Source organism: Fuscovulum blasticum DSM 2131, from assembly GCF_003034965.1.
Lineage (GTDB): Bacteria > Pseudomonadota > Alphaproteobacteria > Rhodobacterales > Rhodobacteraceae > Pseudogemmobacter > Pseudogemmobacter blasticus.
The window spans coordinates 57272-81875 of the sequence record NZ_PZKE01000003.1 but is presented as its reverse complement, the minus strand read 5'-3'; the positions used below and the strand labels follow the sequence as shown (position 1 = coordinate 81875).

The 24604-nt window shown below is 68.1% G+C and carries 20 protein-coding genes; 13 read left to right on the top strand and 7 right to left on the bottom strand.

The annotated features are described in order from the left end of the window. Nucleotides 1–2: 2 nt before the first annotated feature. Both C5F44_RS04170 and C5F44_RS04165 read right to left on the bottom strand, forming a co-directional pair. Nucleotides 3–1589, bottom strand: coding sequence for an ABC transporter substrate-binding protein (locus tag C5F44_RS04170; RefSeq protein WP_107672253.1), 1587 nt, complete (start codon nucleotides 1587–1589; stop codon nucleotides 3–5). Between the two features lie 116 nt (nucleotides 1590–1705). Then, nucleotides 1706–3745: a CocE/NonD family hydrolase gene (locus C5F44_RS04165; protein ID WP_107672252.1), complete on the bottom strand. Its 2040-nt coding sequence runs from the start codon at nucleotides 3743–3745 to the stop codon at nucleotides 1706–1708. 158 nt (nucleotides 3746–3903) lie between these two features. On the opposite strand from C5F44_RS04165, the gene betC reads away from it, so the two are divergent. Continuing rightward, nucleotides 3904–5409, top strand: a complete 1506-nt coding sequence (gene betC, locus C5F44_RS04160; RefSeq protein WP_107672434.1) for a choline-sulfatase — start codon at nucleotides 3904–3906, stop codon at nucleotides 5407–5409. Nucleotides 5410–5416: 7 nt separating this feature from the next. Here the strand turns inward: betC and C5F44_RS04155 are convergent, their stop codons facing one another. Then, nucleotides 5417–7237 (bottom strand): SLC13 family permease, encoded by a 1821-nt coding sequence (locus C5F44_RS04155; protein ID WP_107672251.1) that lies wholly within the window; start codon nucleotides 7235–7237, stop codon nucleotides 5417–5419. A gap of 446 nt (nucleotides 7238–7683) precedes the next feature. Between C5F44_RS04155 and C5F44_RS04150 the strand changes: the two genes are divergently transcribed. From C5F44_RS04150 to C5F44_RS04115, 8 genes are read left to right on the top strand one after another with little or no spacing between them, the layout of a single operon-like run. Beyond that, complete coding sequence (locus C5F44_RS04150) at nucleotides 7684–8181, top strand: Lrp/AsnC family transcriptional regulator (protein WP_107672250.1); 498 nt, start codon at nucleotides 7684–7686, stop codon at nucleotides 8179–8181. Continuing rightward, nucleotides 8181–9731 carry a hydantoinase/oxoprolinase N-terminal domain-containing protein gene (locus tag C5F44_RS04145; RefSeq protein ID WP_107672249.1) on the top strand — a complete coding sequence of 517 codons (1551 nt, stop codon included), beginning with the start codon at nucleotides 8181–8183 and terminating at the stop codon, nucleotides 9729–9731. Before C5F44_RS04150 ends, C5F44_RS04145 begins: the two co-directional genes overlap by 1 nt. Continuing rightward, nucleotides 9728–10879, top strand: a complete 1152-nt coding sequence (locus tag C5F44_RS04140) for a DUF917 domain-containing protein (RefSeq protein WP_107672248.1) — start codon at nucleotides 9728–9730, stop codon at nucleotides 10877–10879. The genes C5F44_RS04145 and C5F44_RS04140 overlap by 4 nt, the downstream gene beginning before the upstream one ends. Further along, nucleotides 10876–12444 (top strand): ABC transporter substrate-binding protein, encoded by a 1569-nt coding sequence (locus C5F44_RS04135; RefSeq protein WP_107672247.1) that lies wholly within the window; start codon nucleotides 10876–10878, stop codon nucleotides 12442–12444. Before C5F44_RS04140 ends, C5F44_RS04135 begins: the two co-directional genes overlap by 4 nt. Before the next feature lie 12 nt (nucleotides 12445–12456). Continuing rightward, nucleotides 12457–13479, top strand: coding sequence for an ABC transporter permease (locus tag C5F44_RS04130; protein ID WP_107672246.1), 1023 nt, complete (start codon nucleotides 12457–12459; stop codon nucleotides 13477–13479). Continuing rightward, nucleotides 13476–14315 carry an ABC transporter permease gene (locus C5F44_RS04125; RefSeq protein ID WP_107672245.1) on the top strand — a complete coding sequence of 280 codons (840 nt, stop codon included), beginning with the start codon at nucleotides 13476–13478 and terminating at the stop codon, nucleotides 14313–14315. The genes C5F44_RS04130 and C5F44_RS04125 overlap by 4 nt, the downstream gene beginning before the upstream one ends. Further along, entirely contained in the window at nucleotides 14302–15270 is a 969-nt protein-coding gene (locus tag C5F44_RS04120; RefSeq protein ID WP_181318179.1) for an ABC transporter ATP-binding protein, read from the top strand. The genes C5F44_RS04125 and C5F44_RS04120 overlap by 14 nt, the downstream gene beginning before the upstream one ends. Next, entirely contained in the window at nucleotides 15251–16045 is a 795-nt protein-coding gene (locus C5F44_RS04115; protein ID WP_107672243.1) for an ABC transporter ATP-binding protein, read from the top strand. Before C5F44_RS04120 ends, C5F44_RS04115 begins: the two co-directional genes overlap by 20 nt. A gap of 175 nt (nucleotides 16046–16220) precedes the next feature. On the opposite strand, the gene C5F44_RS04110 is transcribed toward C5F44_RS04115, so the two are convergent. After that, nucleotides 16221–18497: an adenosylcobalamin-dependent ribonucleoside-diphosphate reductase gene (locus tag C5F44_RS04110; RefSeq protein ID WP_107672242.1), complete on the bottom strand. Its 2277-nt coding sequence runs from the start codon at nucleotides 18495–18497 to the stop codon at nucleotides 16221–16223. A 111-nt stretch (nucleotides 18498–18608) separates the two neighbouring features. Here C5F44_RS04110 and C5F44_RS04105 point away from each other — a divergent pair, with 111 nt between their 5' ends. The 4 genes from C5F44_RS04105 to C5F44_RS04090 all read left to right on the top strand — a co-directional run bounded on the left by C5F44_RS04105 (nucleotide 18609) and on the right by C5F44_RS04090 (nucleotide 21320). Further along, on the top strand, nucleotides 18609–19037 hold the full coding sequence (locus C5F44_RS04105; RefSeq protein WP_107672241.1) for a DUF1489 family protein: 429 nt from the start codon (nucleotides 18609–18611) through the stop codon (nucleotides 19035–19037). Between the two features lie 217 nt (nucleotides 19038–19254). Further along, nucleotides 19255–19803, top strand: coding sequence for a DUF2087 domain-containing protein (locus C5F44_RS04100; protein WP_107672240.1), 549 nt, complete (start codon nucleotides 19255–19257; stop codon nucleotides 19801–19803). Nucleotides 19804–19956: 153 nt separating this feature from the next. Beyond that, nucleotides 19957–20406: a ribose 5-phosphate isomerase B gene (rpiB, locus tag C5F44_RS04095; protein ID WP_107672239.1), complete on the top strand. Its 450-nt coding sequence runs from the start codon at nucleotides 19957–19959 to the stop codon at nucleotides 20404–20406. A 35-nt stretch (nucleotides 20407–20441) separates the two neighbouring features. After that, a complete protein-coding gene (locus C5F44_RS04090; protein WP_235822501.1) occupies nucleotides 20442–21320 on the top strand; it encodes a DMT family transporter in 879 nt (292 codons plus the stop codon). Here the strand turns inward: C5F44_RS04090 and hisG are convergent. The 3 genes from hisG to hisS are packed head-to-tail and all read right to left on the bottom strand — an operon-like array spanning nucleotide 21259 to nucleotide 24561. Next, the gene (gene hisG / locus C5F44_RS04085; RefSeq protein ID WP_107672237.1) at nucleotides 21259–21972 is read right to left on the bottom strand and encodes an ATP phosphoribosyltransferase; all 714 of its coding nucleotides are present in this window, start codon (nucleotides 21970–21972) and stop codon (nucleotides 21259–21261) included. The genes C5F44_RS04090 and hisG overlap by 62 nt on opposite strands. Then, nucleotides 21969–23066, bottom strand: a complete 1098-nt coding sequence (locus C5F44_RS04080) for an ATP phosphoribosyltransferase regulatory subunit (protein ID WP_107672236.1) — start codon at nucleotides 23064–23066, stop codon at nucleotides 21969–21971. Before C5F44_RS04080 ends, hisG begins: the two co-directional genes overlap by 4 nt. Before the next feature lie 25 nt (nucleotides 23067–23091). Next, on the bottom strand, nucleotides 23092–24561 hold the full coding sequence (gene hisS / locus C5F44_RS04075) for a histidine--tRNA ligase (RefSeq protein ID WP_107672433.1): 1470 nt from the start codon (nucleotides 24559–24561) through the stop codon (nucleotides 23092–23094). Nucleotides 24562–24604: the final 43 nt, after the last annotated feature.

Here is a 24604-nt window from a genome sequence, read left to right as displayed (position 1 = left end):
CCTTATGCCAGCCAGCAGCGGACCTGGGCCCGCCCGTTCATCAACTCGCCGTTCGGATCGTCGGCCCAGCCGGCGATGGCATCGCTGACGCCCGACACGAAGTCGTTGAACATCGGCAGGATCAGGCCGCCTTCGTCGCGCAGGATATGGGCCATTTCCGAATACATGCCCTTGCGCTTGGCCGCGTCCAGCTCGCCCCGGGCGGCCAGCAGCAGTTCGTCGAACCGGGCGTTCTTGAACTTGGTGTCGTTCCATTCCGCGGTGGAGAGATAGGCGGTGGAATACATCTGGTCCTGCACGGGGCGGCCGCCCCAGTAGCTGGCGCAGAAGGGTTCCACGTTCCAGACGTTCGACCAGTAGCCGTCATCGGGTTCCAGCTTGACCGAGAGCGGGATGCCGGCGGCATTGGCGCTGGCGGCAAAGAGGTTGGCCGCATCGACCGCACCCGGGAAGGCGCCCGGCGCGGTGCGCAGCACGATCGGGCTGCCGTCATGGCCGGACTTCTTGTAATGCTCTGCCGCCTTGGCCGCATCGTATTCGCGCTGCTCGATGCTGTCGTCGAACAGCGGATAGGCCGCGTTGATCGGGAAATCGTTGCCCCGGCTGCCCAGGCCGCCCAGGATCTTGTCCACCATTTCCTGACGGTTGATCGAGTATTTCAGCGCCATCCGCAGATCGTTGTTGTCGAAGGGCGGCTTGTCGACGTGCATGATGAAGACATAATGCCCGCGCCCGGCCACCGACTTGATCTGGATGCCCGGCGCGCCTTTCAGCAGTTCGACGATCTTCGGATCGACCCGGTTCATCATGTGGATCTGGCCCGATTGCAGCGCCGCGGTACGGGCGGTGTTGTCGTTGATGACCAGGATTTCCACCTCATCGGCATGGCCGATGCTGCTGTCGAAATAGTTGGCGTGCTTGGCGAAGGTGTGCCGCACGCCCGGCTCGTTCACCACCACCTTGTAGGGGCCTGCGCCAATGCCGGCGGCCGGATTGTCCACGCCGCCGCCGGGCTGGATGATCAGGTGATAGTCGGCCATCAGATAGGGAAGGTCGGCGCTGGCGGCCGACAGCTTGAGGGTGACCATGTCGCCCTCGGCCTTCATCTCGCTGATGCCCTGCACGATGCCCAGCGCGCCCGATTGCGACTTCTCGTCGGTGTGGCGCTTCAGAGTGGCCACCACGTCTTCGGCGGTGACGGTCTTGCCGTCATGGAATTCGACGCCGGCGCGGATCTTGAACTTCCACTCGGTCGCGTCGGCATTGCTGCTGACCTCTTCCGCGATGCGGTGGTCGATCGACCCGTCGGGGTTCACGTCCACCAGCATTTCGCCCCAGGTCATGTTCACCTGGAACGGCACTTCCGAAGCGGCCAGCGCCGGGTCAAGCGAGTTGGTCGATTCGCCGCCCTGCATACCGACGCGGATCACGCCGCCCTTCTTGGGTTCCTGCGCCATCGCGGTCTTGCTGAACAGCGCCGAGGCAAGCCCCGCCGTGATGCCCATGGCCGAGGCGCGGCCGACAAATTCGCGCCGGGTCATCCGCCCGCGGCGCACCGTGTCGATCATCCGGTCAAGTTGGTCCGTCATCTTGTCTTCTCCCTGTCTGGCCCGGTTTTTTCGGGGCCTGTTTGTTTATTGCACTCACTAAACCGCGAAGGCGCTGACCGGGCAACGATTCTTGCCCGGGCCGCCGCGCAGGGCCGTCACACGAAGTGGCGAGGCACCTCCTCGTCCCATTCGCGCAGGAAAATCTGGCGGTCCGCCTCCCAGGCTGTCAGCCGGGCCTGCATCCGCAGATGGGTGGCGGTGCCGGTCATGGTGGCCTCGGCCCGCGTCCTGATGCGCCAGTCGCCGCGCGACAGCCGCTGTTCCCAGACATGCACCGCCCGGGCCGACAACGGATCGTCGGGCGCGATCTCCCAGCGCTCGGTCATCGTCTCGCCGGAACACAGGCCATGGGTGAGGTTCTCGACATCGCCGCCATCCTCTTCAACCACCAGCGCGCGGGTGCCGGTGATCAGATCCTGTTCCACGAAGCGGCGGCTTTGGCCGGGTCGCAGAACGAGGTGCTGCCAGGGCGCGGCATGTTCGGCGGGCGGCGGGGTCCATTCGCTGCGGTCGGCCCCCGGGTGCACGGGCAGCACCAGCCGCCCCGCCGTGACCGTCAGCACCCCCGCCTGCGGCGAGGGCCAGACGAAGGGCCAGTAGCTGTTCGACAGCGCCAGCCGCAGACGGTGCCCCGGCGCCAGCCGATAACCCATCTGGTCGAGCCGGACCGTCACCGCGACCGGCTGCCCCTGCACCAGCGGCGCGGGCGTGGCCATGCCGTCGCGGTGGCACAGGTTCAACATGCCATGGGCGATGCGAACGCTGGAACCGTCCGGCGCCACATCGCACAGCCGCGCCACGACAAAGCCCAGCGGCCGGTCCGACGACAGCCGCAGCGTCAGTTCGGCCGCGCCCAGCAGTTGCAGCGGCGCCATCAGTTCCGGCCCGTCGAAACAGACCGACAGCGCATCGTCGCCCGCCTGATCGCCCGGCATTTCGGCGTTCAGGCCCATCGGGAAGAATTCGCCCGCCGCAAGGCCCAGATGTTGCAGCGTGGCCACCTCAACAAAAAACCCGTCCGGGCTTTCATCTGTCTGCAAATATCCCACGGGGGTCCGGGGGTGTGAAACCCCCGGTGCGGCGGCGGCCAGATGCCAGACCTGCGGCACCACGCGGGGCGACGGCCACACGGCCTCGGCCACCCAATGCCCGGCGCGTGCTTTCGCGCTGGCATCGGGAGGTTCGGAATGAAGCACATAGGCGCGATAGGCGGGGTCGGCCTCGGCCCCGTTCGGCACGCCTTTCAGCCAGCGGTCCCACCAGCGCAGCGCGATCTGCAGGAAACCCACCTGCGGCCCCGGCACGGCGGTATGCGGATACTGGTGGACCCAGGGCCCGACCACGCCCTTCACCGGCGCGGGCGCCCCTTCGACCAGCGCCGCCACCGTGTTCATGTAATTGTCGGCCCAGCCGCCCCAGATCATGGCCGGCACGGTGTTGCGCGACCAGTCCTCGCAGACCGACCCATGCGCCCAATAAGCATCACGCGCCTGATGCGCCGCCCAGCGCGGCGCAAGCCAGGGTTCGGCTTCCAGCCGGCGCAGCCAGTCTTCGCGCCAGTCGGGGCGCAGGGCCGGATCGGGCGGGCGGCTGGAGAAGGACAGCATCACCGCGCCCCAGCCGAAATTCTCGCCCAGCAGGCAGCCGCCCTTGAAATGGATGTCATCGGCAAAACGGTCTGTCGTGGCGCAGACCGAGACCACCGCCTTCAGCGCGGGCGGCTGGTTGAAGGCGGCCTGCAGGCAGTTGAAGCCGCCCCAGCTTTTGCCCATCATCCCGACGCTGCCGCTGCACCAGGGCTGGCGCGACAGCCAGTCGATCACGGCCAGGGCATCGGCCATTTCCTGCGGGCTGTATTCATCATCCATCAGGCCCTGGCTGTCGCCGTTGCCGCGCATGTCGACCCGCACCGCGGCATAGCCGTGGCCGGCGAACCAGGGGTGCATCATCTCGTCGCGTGGCAGGGTTCCGTCGCGCTTGCGATAGGGAATGTATTCCAGTACCGCGGGCACCGGGTTCGCGGGCGCATCCTCGGGCATCCAGACCCGGGCCGACAGGCGCGTGCCGTCGGGCAGGACGATCCCCATGTCCTCGTGTTCGACCACGCGGAACGGGAAATCGGTGCGAACAACCATCGGCAGAGTCTCCTTTGCCGCATTGGGCACGGGGCCGCACCGCCCCGGCAATCCGATTCCGCCGCATTGCCCCGCGTTTGCGACAAGCGGCCCGCAAACCCCCTTGCGCGACGCCTGCCGCAACGGCACCGATGGGCCAGCCAGCCCCGGAGGACCGCATGACCGCCCGCCCGAACATCCTGATCCTGATGGTTGACCAGTTGAACGGCACGCTGTTCCCCGACGGACCGGCGCCCTTCCTGCACGCGCCGAACCTGCGGGCACTGGCCGGGCGTTCCGCCCGGTTCGCAAATGCCTATACCGCCTCGCCGCTGTGCGCGCCGGCGCGGGCCAGCTTCATGTCGGGGCAGTTGCCGCGGCGGACACGGGTCTATGACAACGCGGCCGAGTTCTGTTCCGACATTCCGACCTATGCCCATCACCTGCGCCGGGCGGGGTATCAGACCGCGCTGAGCGGCAAGATGCACTTCGTCGGCCCCGACCAGATGCACGGCTTTGAACAACGGCTGACGACCGACATCTACCCCGCCGATTTCGGCTGGACCCCCGATTACCGCAAGCCGGGCGAGCGGATCGACTGGTGGTATCACAACATGGGCAGCGTGACCGGCGCCGGCGTGGCCGAGATCACCAACCAGTTGGAATATGATGACGACGTGGCCTTCCAGGCGGTGCAGAAGCTGTATGACCTGTCGCGCGGCGGCGATCCGCGGCCCTGGTGCCTGACGGTCAGCTTCACCCATCCGCATGATCCCTTCGTGGCGCGGCGGAAATACTGGGATCTGTACGAGGGCGCCCCGGAACTGGAACCGCCCGAGGCCCTGCCCTATGACCGGCTTGATCCCCATTCGCAGCGCCTGCTGGATGCCTGCGACTGGCGGGCCTTCGACATTACCCCCGACCATATCCGCCGCGCGCGGCAGGGCTATTTCGCCAATATCTCCTATGTCGATGACAAGATCGGCGAGATCCTGGCCACGCTGGAGGCGACCCGGCAGGAGGCGATCATCGTCTTCGTCTCGGACCATGGCGAAATGCTGGGCGAGCGCGGGCTGTGGTTCAAGATGAACTTCTTCGAAGGCGCGGCGCGCGTGCCGCTGATGATTTCGGCACCGGGGCTGGCGCCGGGGCGGGTCGAGGTGCCGGTCTCGACCATCGACGTGACGCCGACGCTGGCCGCGCTGGCCGGGGTGGACCTGTCCGAGGTGATGCCCTGGACCGACGGGGTGAACCTGCTGCCGGTGGCGGCAGGCCAGCCGCGCGGTCCGGTGCCGATGGAATATGCCGCCGAGGGCACGATCACCCCGATGGTGGCGCTGCGCGACGGGGCCTGGAAATACATCCGCTGCCCGGCCGACCCCGAGATGCTGTTCGACGTGGCCAATGACCCGGCCGAACGGCAGAACCTGGCCGCCGACCCGCGCGCGGCCGAGGTGCTGGCGCATTTCCGCGCGCTGGCCGACCTGCGCTGGGACATCCCCCGCTATGACGCCGAAGTGCGCGAAAGCCAGGCCCGCCGCTGGGTGGTGTATGAGGCCCTGCGCAACGGCGCCTATTTCCCCTGGGACTACCAGCCCCTCCGCGCCGCCTCGGAACGCTACATGCGCAACCACATGGACCTGAACGTGCTGGAAGAGAGCAAACGCTTTCCGCGGGGGGAGTGAGGCGCCCCTAGAACGGAAACACCAGCGGCACCAGGGCGATGGTGATGACCAGCGTGATGGCCACCAGCGGGGTGCCGATGCGCAGGAAGTCGGTCAGGGTGTAGCTGCCCGGCCCCACGACCAGCATGTTCACGGGGGAGGAGACCGGCATCAGGAAGGCGGCCGAGGCGGCGAGCGCGACGGTCATCGCGAAGGGATAGGGCGAGGCGCCCAGCTCGGTGGCCACGGCCAGCGCGACCGGCGCCACCAGAACCGCCGTGGCGGTGTTCGAGATGAACAGGCCGAACAGCGCCGTCAGCACGAAGAGCGCCGCCAGCGCCACCCTTGGCCCGGCATCGCCCACCGCCGCCACCAGCACCGAAGCCGCAAGATCAACCCCGCCGGTGTTCTGCAGGGCCACGGAAAACGGCAACATGCCGACGATCACGATCAGGCTTTGCCAGTGCATCGCGCGGTAGGCGCCGTTCATGTCGACGCAGCCGAACAGGCCCAAGAGCAGGCAGCCGATCAGCGCCGCCTGCACATTGGGCACCACGCCCGTCACCATCAGCGCCACGATCAGCGCCAGCACCGCCAGCGCATGGGGCGCGCGGCGCGGCCGTTCGATCACCTCGTCCATCTCGGCGGGCAGGTTCAGCACCAGAAGGTCGCGCCCGCTGCGCAGGGCGCCGATGGCCTTCCACGGACCCACGGCCAGAAGCGTATCGCCCAGCCGCAGGGGTTCGGCCGGAACGGGGCCGGTCACCGGCTTGCTGCCATGCTTGATGCCGATCACCGCCAGCCCGTGTTCGCTGCGGAAGCGGGCGTCGGTCACGGTCTTGCCGATCAGGGCCGAGCCGGGCGGGACCAGCAGTTCGACCATGCCGATGTCCTGCGAATGGTCGCTGAAATAGCGGCCCGAGATCGGCAGCGGATGCAGGCCGAAGCGGGCGGCGAAATCCTGTTGCGCGATGCCGGGGCTGAACATGTCAAGGAACAGCACGTCGCCCGGTTCCAGCAGGGTATCGGCGGCGGGCCGGATCAGCCGGTGGCCGAAGCCGCGCCCGCGTTCGACCGCGATCACGTTGATGCCCGAGGTGGCCCGCAGGTCCAGCGCATCCAGCCGCCGGCCCGCCCAGGCCGAGCCGGGTTCGACCCGCACCCGGACTTCCCGCGCGCCAAGGCCATAGGCGGCGATCCAGTCGGCCAGATGCGGGCGGTCGGGGCCGGGGGCCGGGGCGGCGCCGCCCAGCCAGCGGCGGGTGGCCACCATGACAAGGATGGCCAGCACCAGCACCGGCAGGCCGAAGGGCGTGAAGGCAAAGAAGGAAAACCCGTCATGCCCGGCGCGGATCAGTTGCGCGTTGACCACAAGGTTCGGCGCGGTGGCGACCAGCGTCATCATCCCGCTGATCAGTGCGGCCACCGAAAGCGGCATCATCAGCCGCCGCGCCGAGGTGCCGGAACTGGCCGCCACCCGCAGCACGATGGGAATGAAGATGGCCACCACACCGGTCGAGGACATGAACGACCCGATTCCCGCCACCAGCACCATCAGCAGCCCGATCAGCCGCGCTTCGCCCGGGCCGGCCGAGCGCACCAGAAGATCGCCCAGCCGCTGCGCGACGCCGGTGCGCACCAGCGCCTCGCCCACCACGAACAGGAGCGCGATCAGCAGCACGTTCGGATCGCTGAACCCGGCGAGCGAGTCTTCCAGGGTGATGACCCCGGTCAGCGGCAGCAGCGTCATCATGATCAGCGCCACCGCGTCCATGCGCGGGCGGTTCAGCGCGAACATGAGCACGGTCGCGGCCAGAAGGCAGAGGACGAGGGCAAGATCCTGGGTCAAGGGCGGTCCTGGGCGGCTTGGGTTGGGGGCGGCTTGGGTCGGGGGGCGGGCAACCCTAGCGGGTGCGCCGCGCGATCACAACGCCAGCGGGAAGCGGGCACGCCCCTGCGGCCATCGGCCGCCCCCGGACGATCGGGGCGGCGGGCGCCACACCCCTTGCCCCACGAGGCACCGAAAGCGCGCCATGCCCGGCAGTTCTGCGGCTGCGGAATCTGCCGGGCGGAAATCTTGCCGGGTGCTTTTCCATGTCAAGAACGGGACAAATATCCTACAGAAACGGTATCCGCTTCGGGATACGGACGCGCCGCGCACCGAACATCCGGCCATCTTTCAAACGCAAGCTGCCGTATTCGGAAGCAATTTTCACATAAATTTCCGTTTCGGAAATTTCTGTTGACAGACCCCCGCGATCACCTCATCGTCACCCCATATGAAGGAGAGCCCCCTTGCAGCGTTACGACCTTGACGATCTTGACCGGACGATCATCAGCCTTCTGACCGAGGACGGGCGTCTTTCCGCCAGCGAAATCGCCTCGAAGATCGGCACCGCGTCCGAACGCACGGTGCGCAACCGGATCACCGCGCTGCTGCAAAGCCGGATGATCACCATCGGCGCCATTCCCGACCCCACCGCGATGGGGCGCGATGTGCAGGCCGATGTGATGATCGAGGTCGAGCCCGGCCGCATCGAGGAGGTGGCCATCGCCCTGGGGGAATTCGACGAGATCGGCTATCTGGCGGCGACCAGCGGGCGCTTCAACCTGTCGGGGTCGCTGTTCGTCGAGACGCACGCGGCGCTGCTGGACTTTTGCGAGAACACGATCGGGCGCATCCCCGGGGTGCGCCGGGTGGAGCCCTGGGTCATCCTGCGGATGTACAAGGCCTTTGGGACCCGCACCACCGCGCTAAACACGGCGACGGATCGGGCCGAGGGCAAACCGTGATGTCGGGGCTGGTTCGCATCGGCATTGACGTTGGCGGCACCAATACCGATGCCGCCCTGCTGCGCGGCGGCAAGGTTCTGGCGACGGTCAAGACGGCCACGACGGCGGATGTGACGGGCGGCGTTGCCAATGCCATCCGCGCGGTGCTGGACGGCAGCGGTGTTACCGGGGCCGAGGTCGGGGCCATCATGATCGGCACCACGCATTTCCTGAACGCCGTGGTCGAGGGGCGGCAGTTGCGCAAGGTGGGCATCCTGCGGCTGTGCGGCCGGGCCACGCGCGCCCTGCCCCCGATGGTGGATTGGCCGGCCGATCTGCGCGGGATTGTCGATGGCGGGGCCGCGCTGGTGGATGGCGGCGTGCAGTTCGACGGCGCGCCCATCGCCCGGCTGGATGCCCGCGAGATCCGGGCGGCCTGCAAGGCCTGGCGTGCCGCCGGAATCGGGGCGGTTGCGATTTCCTCGGTCTTCGCGCTGGTCGATGCACGGATGGAGGTCGAAGCGGCCGAGATCTGCGCGGAAGAGATGCCCGATGCCGCGATCAGCCTGTCGCACCGGATCGGCCGCACGGGGCTGTTGGCGCGCGAAAGTGCGACGATCCTGAATGCCAGCCTGCACGCCCTGGGGCAGGAAACGGTTGGCGCCTTCCGTTCGGCCTTTCAGCGGCTGGGCCTGTTCTGCCCGCTGTACCTGACCCAGAACGACGGAACGCTGATGGGCGCGGATTATGCCGAGCGTCACCCTGTCTTCACCATCGCCTCGGGGCCGACCAACTCGATGCGCGGCGCGGCCTTCCTGACGGGTCTGACGGATGCCGCCGTGATTGATGTCGGCGGGACGACCACCGATATCGGAATGCTGGTGGCGGGCTTTCCGCGCGTGCGCAGCGAAGGCGCCGAAATCGGCGGCATCCCGACCAATTTCCGCGTGCCGGATGTCTATTCCTTCGGTCTGGGCGGCGGCAGTCTGGTGCGATCGGCGCCGCTGGCCATCGGGCCGCAATCGGTGGGCTTCCGCCTGGCCGAAAAGGCGCTTTGCTTTGGCGGCGACACGTTGACGGCCACGGACATTGCCGTGGCGGCTGGTCTGGTGACCTTGGGCGATCCGGCGCGGCTGCGGCATCTGGATGCAGGGTTCGTCAAGGCTACCGTCGAGAAGATGAAAGCCGATGTCGAGGCCGTGCTGGACCGCATGAAGCCCAGCGCCGAGCCGATCCCGGCGGTTCTGGTGGGCGGCGGATCGGTTCTGCTGGAGGGGCAGCTTGCCGGAACATCGGTTTCGCTGCGGCCCGATCACTTTGGTTCGGCCAATGCCATCGGGGCCGCCATCGCGCAGGTTTCGGGCGAGGTGGACCGTGTGGTTTCGCTTGAGGGCACGACACGCGGCGCGGCGCTGGAGCAGATCGTGGAAGACGCCCGCACCCGCGCGGTCGAGGCGGGTGCCCGGGCCGAAAGCGTGACGCTGGCCGAGCTGGAGGAGACACCGCTGAGCTATCTGCCCGGAAATGCCATGCGGATTGCGGTGAAAGTGGTGGGGGATCTGGCAGCATGACCTTCTGGACACTGAACGAGACCGACATCGACCGCATCGCCATCGGCGTTGGCATCCTTGGCACCGGCGGCGGCGGCAGCCCCTATCTGCAACTGCTGATCGCCAAGGCGCTGTTGCGGCAGGGCAAGCGCATCCGCATGATCCGCCCCGCCGATCTGGCGCCGGATGCGCAGGTGATCGGCCTTGGCGGCATTGGCGCCCCCACCGTCAGCATCGAGAAGATGGAAGAGGGGAATGAGGGCATCCGCGTCCTGCGCGCCATCGAGGCGCATACCGGGCGCCGCGTCGATGCCGTGCTGGGCGATGAGGTCGGCGGCGGCAACGGCATCTATCCGATGATCACGGCGGCCAAGCTGGACCTGCCGGTGGTCGATGCCGATGGCATGGGCCGCGCCTTCCCCGAGGTGCAGATGACCTCGTTCTTCGTTTACGGTCAGGCGAACCAGCCTGCGGCCCTGTCGGATTCCGAGGGCAATACGCTGGTGATCACGCAGGCGAAATCGCCCGAGATGCTGGAAAAGCTGATGCGGACGGCGACCGTGGCCATGGGCTGCACCGCCTGCATGACCACCGCGCCCATGACCGGCGATTTCGTGCGCCGCTTCGGGATTGCCCATACCACAAGCCAGGCCTGGCATCTGGGCGATGCGGTGCTGCAGGCCCGCGCCGCCAAGACCGATCCGGTCGCGGCCATCGAGCGGGTCTCGGGCGGGCGGCTGCTGATGCAGGGCAAGGTGACCGACATTGCGCGCCGGATCGAGGGTGGCTTTGTGCGCGGCAGCCTGACGGTGGCGGGCCTTGCCGGGGATCAGGGCCGGACCCTGACCATCGACATCCAGAACGAATTTCTGGTCGCCACCGAGGACGGCCGGCGTCTGGTGATGGTGCCCGACCTGATCTGCATCGTTGACAGCGAGACCGGGCGGCCCATCGGCACCGAGGAACAGCGCTATGGTCTGCGTGTCTCGGTGCTGGCCATTCCCTGCGCGCCCCTGCTGCGCACGCCGGAATCGCTGCGGATGATGGGGCCGCGCGCCTTTGGCTATGACTTCGACTACACCCCCTTCGGCACGGCCACCGTCGCCCATCCGGTCGCGGCCTATGCCGAACCCGCTGCAACCCCCATCATGACAGGTGAACTGACATGAACCGCCGCGACCTTCTGATTTCCGCCGGACTTGCCCCCCTGGCCCTGCAGGCCCTGTCGCGCTGGAGCGTGGCAGAGGCCCAGGATGGCAGCCGCATCTTCACCCTTGCCAACCCCACGGGGTTTCCCGACCTGGACCCCTCCACCTCGTTTTCCAATGACGGGCTGGTGCTGGCCAATGTTTATGAAAGCCTGACCCGCTATGTTCCGGGCACGACAGAGGCCCCGGCAAGCGTGGCGCCGCTGCTGGCCGAAAGCTGGCAGGCCACCGACGGGGGCAAGACCTGGACCTTCACCCTGCGCAAGGGCGTGCGGTTCCATGACGGCACCGAGCTGACGGCAGAGGCCGTCAAGGGTTCGATCGAGCGGACGATGAAGATCGGCGGCGGCGCGGCCTTCATCTGGAGCGCCGTGACCGCCATCACCGCGCCCGATCCGCTGACGGTGGTCTTTTCCCTGTCCACGGCCCAGCCGCTTGACCTGATCGCCTCGGCGGGCTTTGCGGGCTGGATCATCAGCCCCGCCGCGCAGGCCCAGGACAATGCCTGGTTCAACGCGGGACAGGACGGCGGCACCGGCCCCTTCCGCATCGACAGCTATGAGCCGGGCCAGCGCGTCATCGCCTCGCGCTTTGCCGACCATTGGGGCGGCACGCCCGAGGGCGGCTTCGACACCGCCGTTTTCGAGGTGGTCGAGGATTCGGTTCTGGCCCAGAGCATGATCGAAAGCGGCAATGCGGACTGGACCTACAGCCTGCCCTTCGACAATCTTGAGGCGATGAAGGCCAATCCCGACCTGCAGGTGGTGGCCAATCCGTCGTTCGAGAACCTCTTTGCCCTGCTGAACACCCGCCGCGCGCCGCTGGACCGGCCCCGCGTGCGGCAGGCGCTGGCGCTGGCCTTTCCCTATGACGATGTGATCACCGCCGGGACGGCGGGGCTTGGCACCCGATCCCGTGGCATCGTGCCGCCGGGCATCTGGGGCCATGACCCCGAGGCGCCGATGGTGATGACCGATCTTGAGGCCGCCCGCGCGCTGCTGGCCGAGGAAGGCCTGGCTGACAGCGGGCTGGAGCTGACGCTGACCTATGTCACCTCTGATGCGCTTGAGGCACTGGCGGGAGAGTTGTGGAAGGCCAATCTCGAAACCCTTGGCATCACGCTGACCCTGCAGCCGATGGCCTGGGAGGCGATGTGGGATCTGTCCAAGGCCGATCCGGCACAGGCGCAGGACATCCTGCTGCTGTACTGGTGGGCGACCTATGTCACGCCCTATGACTATCTGTTCAACCTCTTCCACAGCGAAGAGACGCCGACCTTCAATCTGGCCTATTACAGCAACCCCGCCTTCGACAGGCTGATCGACGAGGCGGCCGCCCTTTCGGGCACCGACCGCGCCAAGGCCGAAGACATGTTCAAGGCCGCGCAGCGGATGATGATCGAGGACGCGCCCGCGGTTTTCATCCTGGACAAGCCGAACGTCCATATCCTGCGGTCTGATGTGAAGGGCTATGCCGACAATCCGGCCTATGGCCATGTCGTCTTCGTCAACGACCTGAGCCGATAGGACGCCGGGCCGATGGGACTGGGACGGTACATCTTCAGACGGTTCATCCTGTCGGCCTTCGTCGTTGTCGGCGTGACCTTCCTGGTTTTTGTCGCGGCGCAGGTCGTGCCTTCCGACCCTGCGGCGCTGTATGCCGGGCCGCGCCCAAGCGCCGAGCAGATCGAAAAGGCGCGGGCCGAGCTGCATCTGGAGGCGTCCTTGCCGGAGCGGTTCATCCGTTTTGGCAAGGCGATGGCAACCGGGGATTTCGGGGTGTCCTACAAGTCGCGGCGGCTGATCTCGCAGGATCTGGCCGCCTTCCTGCCCGCGACGCTGGAGCTGGCGGCCTTCTCGACCTTTCTGGCCCTGCTGATCGGCATCCCGGCCGGCGCCTTTGCCGCGGCCCGCAGGGGCGGCTGGCTGGACAGGATGGGCGGGCTTGCCTCGATTGCCGCCGTTGCCATGCCCGCGTTCTTTCTTGCCATGCTGCTGCAATTCGTCTTTGCCAAATGGCTGGGGGTGCTGCCGCTGTCGGGGCGGATGTCGCGCGAGATTGCCATCTCGGCCCCGCTGGCGCCGGTGACGGGCTTTGCCCTGATCGACGCGCTGCTGTCGCGCCGCTTCGATGCCTTTGGTGACGCGCTGGCGCATCTGATCCTTCCGGCGCTGACGCTGGCGGCCTATCCCGCGGGCATCGCCATGCGGCTGACCCGGTCGGCCATGATCGAGATCCTGGAGCGCCGGCACATCCTGGCGGCCCGCGCCCTTGGCCTGTCGGGCCGCCGCATCCTGTTCGGCCATGCGCTGCCCAACGCGGTGGGGCCGGCGCTGACGGTGCTGGGGCTGAGTTTCGCCTTTGCCCTGACCGGCGCGGTTCTGGTCGAGATCATCTTCGCCTGGCCCGGCCTTGGCCGCTATGTGTCCGAGGCGATCCTGTCCAAGGACTTTCCCGTCATCGCCGCCGCAACCCTTGTGGTGACGCTGTGCTATGTCGCCATGAACCTGGTTCTCGATCTGGCGCAGGCGCTGATTGATCCGAGGGTGACGCTGAAATGAGGGGCCTGCATCAGCGGCTTGGCTGGCCGGGCGCGGTGTCGCTGGCCCTGATCCTGATCGCCTTCGGCATGGCGCTTCTGGCGCCCTGGGTCGCGCCCTTTCCCGATCAGGGCGCCGGGGCGCCCAGCATCGCCACCAAGTTCCTGCCGCCTTCGGCCGACCACCTTCTGGGCACCGATCACCTTGGCCGCGACATGGTAAGCCGGGTGATCTACGGCGCCCGGGTGTCGCTGAGTTCGGGGCTGCTGATCGTTGCCTTCTCGCTGCTGATCGGGCTGCCGGTCGGCGTGCTGGCCGGGTATTTCGGCGGCTGGCTGGATGAAGGGCTGATGCGGATCACCGATGTGTTTCTGGCCTTCCCAGCGCTGCTGCTGGCGGTGCTGATGGCGGCGGCGCTGGGGCCGGGCCTTTTGAACAGCATCGTCGCCGTGGCCGTGACCTGGTGGCCCTGGTATGCCCGCATGGCCCGGGCCGAGGTGCTGGCGCTGCGCGGGCAGCCCTATGTCGAGGCGGCGCAACTGATGGGGGTTGGCCATCCGCGCATCATCCTGCGCCACATCCTGCCCGCCGCCGTTCGCCCGCTGTCGGTGCAGGCCGCGCTGGACGTGGGGCCTGCCCTGCTGACCGCATCGGCGCTGTCCTTCCTTGGGCTGGGCGTGCTGCCGCCGACGGCGGACTGGGGCCAGATGGTCGATGCGGGGCGCAAGTTCTTTCCCGAGCGCTGGTGGTATTCCGCCGCCCCGGGGATGGCGGTCTTTATCCTTGCGCTGGCCTTCTCGGTTCTGGGGGATGCACTGCGCGACCGTGCAGGAGGGCGCCGCGATGGCTCTGCTTGACATACGCGCCCTGTCGGTGGACCTGCCCGCCCCGGGCGGTGCCATTCACGCCCTGCGCCGGGTGGACCTGACGGTCACGCGGGGCACGATCCACGGGCTGATCGGCGAATCCGGCTGCGGCAAGACGATGACGGCCATGGCGCTGCTGGGCCTTTTGCCGCGCGGCGCCGACATCGGGGCGGAGCGTTTCCTGTTTGACGGCATGGCGTTGCGCGATGTTGCGAGCAGCCTGCGGGGCCGGCGCATCGCGCTGATCTCGCAAGACCCGGCGGCGGCGCTGAACCCGGTTCTGACCATCCGCCGCCAGATCGACGACGTGCTGCGCGCCCACCACGACCTGCCCCGGGTGGCCCGCGACGCCCGCGCGGTGGAACTGCTGGCCGCAACCGGGCTGCCCGACCCCGCGCGGGTGCTGCGCAGCTATCCGCATCAGCTTTCGGGCGGGATGCAGCAGCGGGTGGTCATCGCGCAGGCGCTGGCGACCGGGGCCGATCTGCTGATCGCGGACGAGCCGACAACGGCGCTGGACGTGACCATCGGGGCGCAGGTGCTGGCGCTGCTGCGCCGTCTGGTGCAGGAGCGCGGCCTGACCATCCTGATGATCACCCATGACATGGATGTGGTGGCCGAGGTCTGCGACAGCGCCACGGTCCTGTATGCCGGCACCTCGGTCGAAGACGGGCCGATGTCCGAGGTGCTGACCCGGCCACGCCACCCCTATACCCGCGCTCTGCTGGCCGCCTTGCCCGATGCCGGGCCGCCTGGCACCCGGCTTGCCGCCATCGAAGGGCGCATTCCGCCGCCCTTCGAGGCGATTGCCGGTTGCGCCTTCGCACCGCGCTGCGCAGCCGCACAGGCCGAATGTCGCCTTCGCCCGCCGCCCGAACGGCAGGACGGGCAACACCGCTGGACCTGCCTGGTGGAAAGGGGAACCGATGACCAAGCCGCTGCTTGAGGTGCGCGATCTGGTTGTCCGGTATGGAAGCCGCGGGCTGTTCCGCGGGCAGCCCCGCCCGGCGGTGTCCGGGGTCAGCCTGTCGCTTGCCCCGGGGCAGACGCTTGGCGTGGTGGGCGAATCCGGGTCCGGCAAAAGCAGCCTGCTGCGCGCGATCCTGCGGCTGGTGCCCTCGGAAAGCGGCAAGGTCGTGCTGGACGGTCAGGATTGGCTGGCCTTGTCGCCCCGCGAGCTGCGCCGCGCGCGCCAGGACATCGGCGTTGTCGCGCAAAACCCTTTCCTGTCGCTCAGCCCGCGCATGACCATTGCCGAAATCCTGGCCGAACCGCTGCTGGCCCGCCAGGGCCTTGCAAGACGGGGCTTGCAGGACAGGGCCGCCGAACTGCTGTCGCGCTGCGGCCTGCCCGCCGATTTCCTGCCCCGCCGGGCAAGAGAGCTGTCCGGCGGACAGGCGCAGCGGGTTGCCATCGCCCGGGCGCTTGCGCTGGACCCCAAGCTGCTGGTGCTGGATGAGCCCACCTCGGCGCTGGATATTTCGGTTCAGGCGCAGATCCTGAACTTTCTGTCCGATCTCAAGGCAGAATCGGGGCTTTCGATGCTTTTCGTGACCCATAACCTGAAGGTCGTGGCGCATATTTCTGATCATCTGGTGGTCATGCGCAACGGCGAGGTGCTGGAACAAGGCACGACGGCAGAGCTGATGTCTGCGCCGCGCCATGACTACACGCATCGCCTGTTCGGTTTCGGGATGCGTGCGCGCCAGACCGCCGTCTGAGTGACGGCCGGTTCCCGAGAGCTGATCCCCGCCCCCAAGGCTGAACGCCGGGTCGCTGCGGCGCGCGCGGAGGGCCGTTCGTCGGCTTGTTCAGCCGCCTGCAGCAGCAAGGGGGGCCTTTCGCCCCCCTTGCGTCGTCATCTGCCGTTTCTGCGCCGGGCCGGAACCGGACCCGTCAGCCGCATTTGGAATGGCCGCAGCTTCCACAGGTGAGGCAGCCTTCCACCTTGCGCAGGTCATAGCTGCCGCAGGCGGGGCAGGCCGCACCGCGCGGGGCTTCTCCGACGCGCAGCATTTCGGCCTTGGGGTCGGATTTCAGGCCAAGCCCCTCGCCCTCGATGAAGCCGATCTCGATCAGGTGGCGTTCGATCACCCCGCCGATGGCGGCCAGGATCGACGGGATGTATTTCCCCTCCATCCAGGCGCCGCCGCGCGGATCGAACACGGCCTTCAGCTCCTCGACCACGAAGCTGATGTCGCCGCCCCGGCGGAACACGGCGGAAATCATCCGGGTCAGCGCCACGGTCCAGGCGAAATGCTCCATGTTCTTGGAGTTGATGAACACCTCGAACGGGCGGCGGTGGCCGGCGATGACGATGTCGTTGATGGTGATGTAAAGCGCGTGTTCGCTGCCCGGCCATTTCACCTTGTAGGTCTGGCCTTCCAGCGCGGCGGGCCGGTCAAGCGGTTCGCTGAGATAGACCACCTCGGCGCCGCGGGTGGTTTCGGGGGCTTCGGCCGGGGTCTTGTCGCTGGATTCCGAGACGGTCAGCACCGAGCCGGTCACATCGTTCGGGCGGTAGGTGGTGCAGCCTTTGCAGCCCTGATCCCAGGCGGCCATATAGACCTCCTTGAAGGCATCGAAGCTGATGTCCTCGGGGCAGTTGATGGTTTTCGAGATGCTGGAATCCACCCATTTCTGCGCGGCGGCCTGCATCCGCACATGGTCCAGCGGCGGCAGGGTCTGGGCGTTCACGAAATAGTCGGGCAGCGGTTCGTCGCCATTCTTCTCACGCCACAGTTGCACGGCGTAATCGACCACCTCTTCCTCGCTGCGCGAACCGTCCTTCTGCAGCACCTTGCGGGTATAGGCATAGGCGAAAACAGGCTCGATCCCGCTGGACACGTTGCCCGCATAAAGCGAGATCGTGCCCGTCGGCGCCACGCTGGTCAGCAGCGCGTTGCGGATGCCGTGCCTGGCGATGGCGGCGCGCACGTCGTCATCCATCTGGGCCATGGACCCGCTGGCCAGATAGCCCTCGGCCTCGAACAGGGGGAAGGCGCCCTTCTCGCGCGCCAGATCGACCGAGGCGAGATAGGCCGACCGTGCGATGGCGTGCATCCAGATCTCGGTCGCCTTGGCCGCCTCGTCGCTGCCATAGCGCAGGCCCACCATCAGCAGCGCGTCGGCCAGCCCGGTGACGCCCAGCCCGATGCGGCGCTTGGCTGCCGCTTCCTGCGCCTGTTCGGGCAGGGGGAAGCGGCTGGCATCCACCACATTGTCCATCATCCGCACCGCCAGCCGGACCAGCCGGTCCAGCGCGGCCATGTCCAGGCTGGAATGGGGCTCGAAGGCATCTTTCACCAGCCGGGCCAGGTTGATGCTGCCCAGAAGGCAGGCGCCATAGGGCGGCAGGGGCTGTTCGCCGCAGGGGTTGGTGGCGGCGATCGTCTCGCAATAGCCCAGGTTGTTCATGGCATTGATGCGGTCGATGAAGATCACGCCCGGTTCGGCGAAATCATAGGTGGACCGCATGATCCGGTTCCACAGGTCGCGGGCGGGCAAGGTCTTGTAGATCTTGCCGCCGAAGGTCAGTTCCCACGGCCCGTCGGCCTTGACCGCCGCCATGAAGGCATCGGTCACCAGAACCGAGAGGTTGAACATCCGCAGGCGGGCGGGGTCTTTCTTGGCCTCGATGAAGGATTCGATGTCGGGGTGGTCACAGCGCATGGTCGCCATCATGGCGCCGCGCCGGCTGCCCGCCGACATGATGGTGCGGCACATCGCATCCCACACGTCCATGAAGGACAGGGGGCCGCTGGCATCGGCCGCCACGCCCGCCACGGGCGCGCCGCGCGGGCGGATCGTGCTGAAGTCATAGCCGATGCCGCCGCCCTGCTGCATGGTCAGCGCGGCCTCTTTCAGGCTTTCGAAGATGCCCGCCATGGTGTCGGGAATCGTGCCCATGACAAAGCAGTTGAACAGCGTGACCTGCCGGCCGGTGCCGGCCCCGGCGGTGATGCGCCCGGCGGGCAGGAAGCGGAAATCCTCAAGCGCCTCATAGAACTGGGGTTCCCAGACCTCGGGTTCCTTCTCGACCTCGGCCAGCGACCGGGCGATGCGCCGCCAGCTATCCTCGACCGAGCCGTCGATGGGCGTGCCGTCCGCTTCCTTGAAGCGATACTTCATGTCCCAGATGGCTTCGGCAATGGGCGCATGGAATCGCGACATGGGGCGAATCGTCCTTCAAGTTGTGGATAAACGGGCGGAAAGCCCAAGATACGCCCCTGCCCCCGCCCGGTCAATCTTGCCACGGCCACCGGCAGGGCTATTCTTGCGGGCATGACTCATCTCAACATCCTCAAGCTCTGCGTCGGCGCCGAAAGCGTGGAAGACCTTGCCCAATGGCAGGACAGCCACCGCGGCCAGTGGCCGCAGGGCCGGGCGCTGCACATCACCCGCATGTGGCCCAAGCGCGAGGACGAGGTGCTGGCGGGCGGGTCGCTGTATTGGGTGATCAAGGGGATTATCCTGTGCCGCCAGCGGATTGTCGGGCTTGAGGCGGTGCAGGGCGGCGACGGGATTTCGCGCTGTGCGCTGGTGCTGGATGCCGAAATCATCCGCACCGAACCCGCGCCGCGCCGCCCCTTTCAGGGCTGGCGCTATCTGGCCGCCGACGAAGCCCCGCGCGACCTGCCGCAAGGCCGGGGGGCGGACGATACGCTTCCGCCCGAACTGGCCCGCGCGCTGGCCGAGATCGGGCTGCGCTGAGGGCCGGTCGGCCGGTTCCCGCGAAGGAAATTGCCGCCCCGGCGCCGCCGTGCTATGACTGCGCCCGGTCGGCAGTTCACCAAGGCGTCGCTGGGCCCCGCAAGGGCAAGCTGAACCTGCCAGAGGTCAGACGGACAGCACCCGGTTTTCCCCCCGTGCCCGTCGCCAGGACAGCGACCCGCGACCCCTGCTGTGGCACGGCAACGGATGACCTGAGATGACCCGAACCCTTGTTCCGCTTCCCGTGGCCGATCTTTCGGCCTTTACCCGCGCGCTGGCCCGCCAGTTGACGGCGGCCGAAAGCCCGCCCTCGCATCAGACGCTGATGAACATGCTGGCCCGCGCGGCGGGGTTTCGCAACCTGCAGCACCTTGGGGCCGCGCAGGCCGCCGCTGCCCGACTGGACAGCCCGCCGCCACCGCCCGAGGCAGTGGATCACACGCTGGTGGCCCGCGCGCTGAACCAGTTTGATGCCACCGGCAGGCTGGTGGGCTGGCCCGCGCGGCGCAATGTGCAGGTGCTGTGCCTCTGGGCGCTGTGGGCGCGGCTGCCGGTCGGCGGCAGCCGGACCGAACGGCAGTTCAGCGCGCTGCTGAACGGGCTGCACAGCTTTGGCGATGCCGCGCTGTTGCGGCGCGACATGGTGATGCTGGGCCTGGTCCGCCGCGCGCCCGATGGCACCGACTATGCCCGGCTTGAGCAGCGCCCGCCGCCCGAGGCGCGCGCGCTGATCCGCCATCTGGCCCTGCGGGGGACCGGCGGCTGATCCGGGCGGGCGGTCCGGGGGACCACGCGCCCCCGAACCGCCCCCCCGAACCGAACCGCCTGCCGCCTTCGGGCTTGCCGCCACCCGGCCGACGCGGCAATCTTGCCGCGAACGGCAAGCCGCCGGAACGCTTCGGAAGACGGGACCAATTCCATGACCACCACCAACCGCATCGCCCTTTCCAGCGATCACGCCGCCATTGCCTTGCGGCAGGCCATCGCCCGCCACATCGCGGCCAAAGGGTGGGAGGTGGTCGACATCGGCCCGACCACGCCGGAAAGCACGCATTACCCCGCCCATGGCGAGGCGGCGGCGCGGCTGGTCGCCTCGGGCGATTGCCGGCTGGGCATCATCCTGTGCGGCACCGGGCAGGGCATCATGATGGCCGCCAACAAGGTGCGCGGCATCCGCTGCGGCGTCTGCTGCGAGCCGTTCTCGGCCCGGATGATCCGCCAGCACAACGATGCCAACATGCTGTCGCTGGGCGCGCGGGTGGTGGGTGAAGGGCTGGCGCTGGAGATCGTCGATGCCTTCCTGGGGGCCGAGTTCGAGGGCGGCCGCCATGCGACGCGGGTCGACATGATCACGGCGCTGGAAAGCTGACACCGCCCCGCCCCCTTTGGCTGCGGACCGCGCCGGTGGTCTTTCTGATCCTGTGGTCGGCCGGCTTTGCCGTGGCCAAGCTGGCGGTGGCCCATGCCGCGCCGCTGACCGTGCTGGCGCTGCGCTATGTGCTTGTCCTTGTGCTGCTGCTGCCGGTGGCGCTGGTGATGCGGCCGCGCTTTCCGGGCGCGCGCGGCATGGCCGATGTGGCGGTGGTCGGGTTCCTGATCCAGGTGATGTATTTCGGCCTGTGCTACCTGGCGTTCAAATCCGGCGTTTCGGCCGGGGGCGTGGCCATCGTGGTCTGTCTGCAACCCATTCTTGTGGCGCTGATCGCGCCGCGTCTGGTGGGGGAACGGGTCAGCGCCCTGGGCTGGCTGGGGCTGGGCTTGGGCCTTGCGGGGGCGGCGCTGGCGATCCTTGGCCGGTCGGCGGTGCAGGCGGAAAACCTTTTCGGTCTGATCTGCACCGTTCTGGCGCTGATCGGCATCACCGCCGGCACGCTGTATGAAAAGCGGTTCGGGGCGGCGCATCACCCGGTTGCGGCGAACCTGATCCAGTATGCCGTGGGCGCGGCCTTCTGCGTGCCCGCCGCCCTGCTGACGGAAAACACCGCCATCGACTGGACGCCCGGTTTCGTCTGGTCGATGGCCTATCTGGTGCTGGGCAATTCGCTTCTGGCGATGTCGCTGCTGCTGGCCATGATCCGGGCGGGCGCGGTGTCGCGCGTGTCGTCGCTGTTCTACCTTGTGCCGGCCCTGTCGGCGCTGTTCGCCTGGCCCCTGCTGGGCGAGACGGTGCCGCCGCTGACCTGGGCTGGCATGGCGCTGGCGGCGGTGGGCGTGGCGCTGGTCAGCCGGAGACCTGCGGCACCGGCAGCCCCAGCCGGGCCGCCAGAGCCGCCAGCGCGCTGAGGTTGGCCGCGGGCCAGTCTGCCGCGCGGGCAGCAAACAGCGTGGCTTGCGAGGCGTGGATCAGCCCGTCGGACAGGATCTTGAGGTGGTTCGCCCGCAGCGTTTCGCCGGTGGACGTGATGTCGGCGATGGCTTCGGCGGTCAGGTTCTTGACGGTGCCTTCGGTCGCGCCCTGGCTGTCAACCAGTTGATAATCCGCCACGCCGTTGGCGGTCAGGAAGTCCCGCACCAGCCGGTGATATTTGGTGGCGATCCGCAGCCGGTGGCCATGCGCGGCGCGGAAGGCCGCGGCGGCGGCGTCCAGATCATCCAGCGTGTCCACGTCAATCCAGCCGGCAGGAACCGCGATCACCAGATCGGCATGGCCAAAGCCCATGGCGGCCCAGTCGACGACCTGACGGTCCCAGTCGGCCAGCTTGTCGCGGATCAGGTCGCTGCCGGTCACGCCCAGATGGATGCGCCCGGCGGCCAGTTCGCGCGGGATCTCGCCCGCCGAAAGCAGCACCAGTTCCACCCCGTCCACCCCGTCAACCGCTCCGGAATATTCCCGTTCGTTGCCGGTGCGGGCCATGGTCACGCCGCGGGCCCCGAACCAGTCGAAGGTTTTTTCCATCAGCCGGCCCTTGGACGGCACACCGATCTTGAGCATCAGACCGCCCCCCTGAGCCGGGCCACCAGCGAGGGGCGGATGATGCCCCCCACCGCCGGGATGGACCGCCCCTGCCCCAGCACCGCCGTCAGCGCGTCATAGCGCCCGCCGCTGGCCACCGGGGGCAGCGCCGGATCGGCGGCGGCGAAGGTGAAGACGAAGCCGTCATAATATTCCAGCGTGGTGCGGCCGTGGCTGGCCTCGAACGGCAGCCGGTCCACATCCACCCCGCGCGCGGCCAGCGCGTCCAGCCGGGCGGCGAAGGTTTCGACCGCCGGGCCGATGGCAGGCAGCAACGGCGCGATGCCGCGCAGGTGGGCCAGCGCGGCGCGCGACGGGGCTTCCAGCGACAGAAGATCATACAGCAGCGCCGCTTCGGGCGCGGCGATGGCGGGGGCGCGGGCGTCCTCGATCAGCGCCTCGGCGCGGGCGGCAATGTCTTCGGCCGAACGCAGGCCGACCAGCGGCCCCGCCGCGGCGATCAGCGCGGCCGGCGCATCGGCGGCCAGCCGGTCCAGCAACTGGGCGCGGGCCGGCGGCATGGGCGCGCGGCCGGCGAAACGGTCAAGCAGGGCGCGGAACCGGCGCGGGCGCCAGATGTGGCGCAACAGCGCCTGACGGCGACGGTCGGTGGTGGACAGGCCCTTCACGGCGGCCATCAGGATGCCGATGTCGCCGGTGGCGGGGCGCAGGTCCAGATCGGCCAGCAGGCCGGCGAACAGCGCAAACACCTCGGCATCGGCCTGCGGCGCGGCGCGGTCGAACACCTCATACCCGACCTGAAGGTATTCGCGCGCCCGGCCATCAAGATGTTCCTGCCGGCGGAACACCTCGCCCAGATAGGCATAGCGCGCGGGATCGGCCCCGCCGGCCATATGGGCCTGCACCACGGGCACGGTGAAATCGGGGCGCAGCATCATTTCGCCGGCCATCGGATCGGCGGTCACATAGGCGCGGGCGCGGATGTCCTCGCCATAAAGATCCAGCAGGGTTTCGGCGGGCAGCAGGATGTCAGCCTCGACCGGCACGGCGCCGGCGGCCACGAAGGCGGCATGAAGGCGCTCGGCCTCGGCGCGGATGGCGGCCTTGGCGATCATGCGCGGCCCCTGCCCGGACAGCCGGTCATTTCGCCAGCATCCGCTGCACCGCCGCCACCAGATCGGCCTCGGGCACCTCGACCTGCGCGGGGCGGTCCTTCCATTCCTCAAGCGTGGCGCTTTCGGCGATCTTCGCCCCCAGCACCAGATCCTTGAGGATGACGGTTCCCGCCGCCTTTTCGTTGCCGCCCTGGATGACGGCCACCGGAGAGCCGCGCTTGTCGGCGTATTTCAACTGGTTGCCAAAGTTCTTGGGGTTGCCCAGGTAAACCTCGGCCCGGATGCCGGCCTGCCGCAGCGCCCCCACCATGGCCATGTAATCGGCCATCCGGTCACGGTCCATCACGGTGACGACGACCGGGCCTTCGGTGGCCCCGCCGGCCCGCCCCTTGGCCCGCAGCGCGGCCAGCAGACGGTCAACCCCGATGGAGATGCCGGTGGCCGGCACGTCCTGCCCGGTGAAGCGTTTGACAAGCCCGTCATAGCGCCCGCCCCCCGCGACCGAGCCGAAGTTGCGCGGACGCCCCTTCTCGTCGGTGATCTGGAAGGTCAGCTCCGCCTCGAACACCGGGCCGGTGTAATAACCAAGGCCGCGCACGACGCCGGGGTCTAGCTGGATGCGGTCAGAGCCATAGCCCTGTGCCTGAAGAAGTGCGGCGATGCTCTCAAGTTCGGTTACACCCTCGGCGCCGATGGCCGAGTTTCCGACCAGTTCGCGCAACCGGGCGATGGTGGCCGCGCCGGTCTCGCGCTTGGCGGTCGTGAAGCCGATGACCACCTCGGCCTGTTCGTCCGACAGACCCGCGCCCTTGGTGAAGTCGCCGCTTTCGTCCTTGCGGCCGGCGCCCAGCAGGGCGCGGACGCCCTCTTCGCCAAGGCGGTCGATCTTGTCGATGGCGCGCAGCACGATGCCGCGTTCGGCTTCCTTGTCGTCGCCCGACAGGCCCGCCACTTCCATCACGCCGTTCAGAACCTTGCGGTTGTTGACCTTGATCACATAGACGCCGGCCAGCCCGAGGCTTTCGAAGATGTCCGACAGCATGGCGCAGATCTCGGCATCGGCGGCAACGCTGCCGCTGCCCACCGTATCGGCATCGCATTGATAGAACTGGCGGAACCGGCCCGGACCGGGCTTTTCGTTGCGCCAGACCGGCCCCATCGCATAGCGGCGGTAGGGGCTGGGCAGGTCATTGCGGTATTGCGCGGCGACGCGGGCCAGCGGCGCGGTCAGGTCATAGCGCAGCGCCAGCCAGTCCTTGTCCTCATCCTGCCAGGCGAAGACGCCTTCGTTCGGGCGGTCCACATCGGGCAGGAACTTGCCCAGCGCCTCGACCGTTTCGACCGCGCTGGTTTCCAGCGGATCGAAGCCGTAGCGATGATAGACCGCCGCGATGGCATCCAGCATCGCCTTGCGCTCGGTCACCTCGGCGCCAAAATAATCACGGAATCCCTTGGGCGTTTCGGCCCGGGGACGGCGGATCTTGCCTTCGGACATGGGCGAGCCCCCTTGCATCGGTCGGCGCTTGCTGTAGCGGATG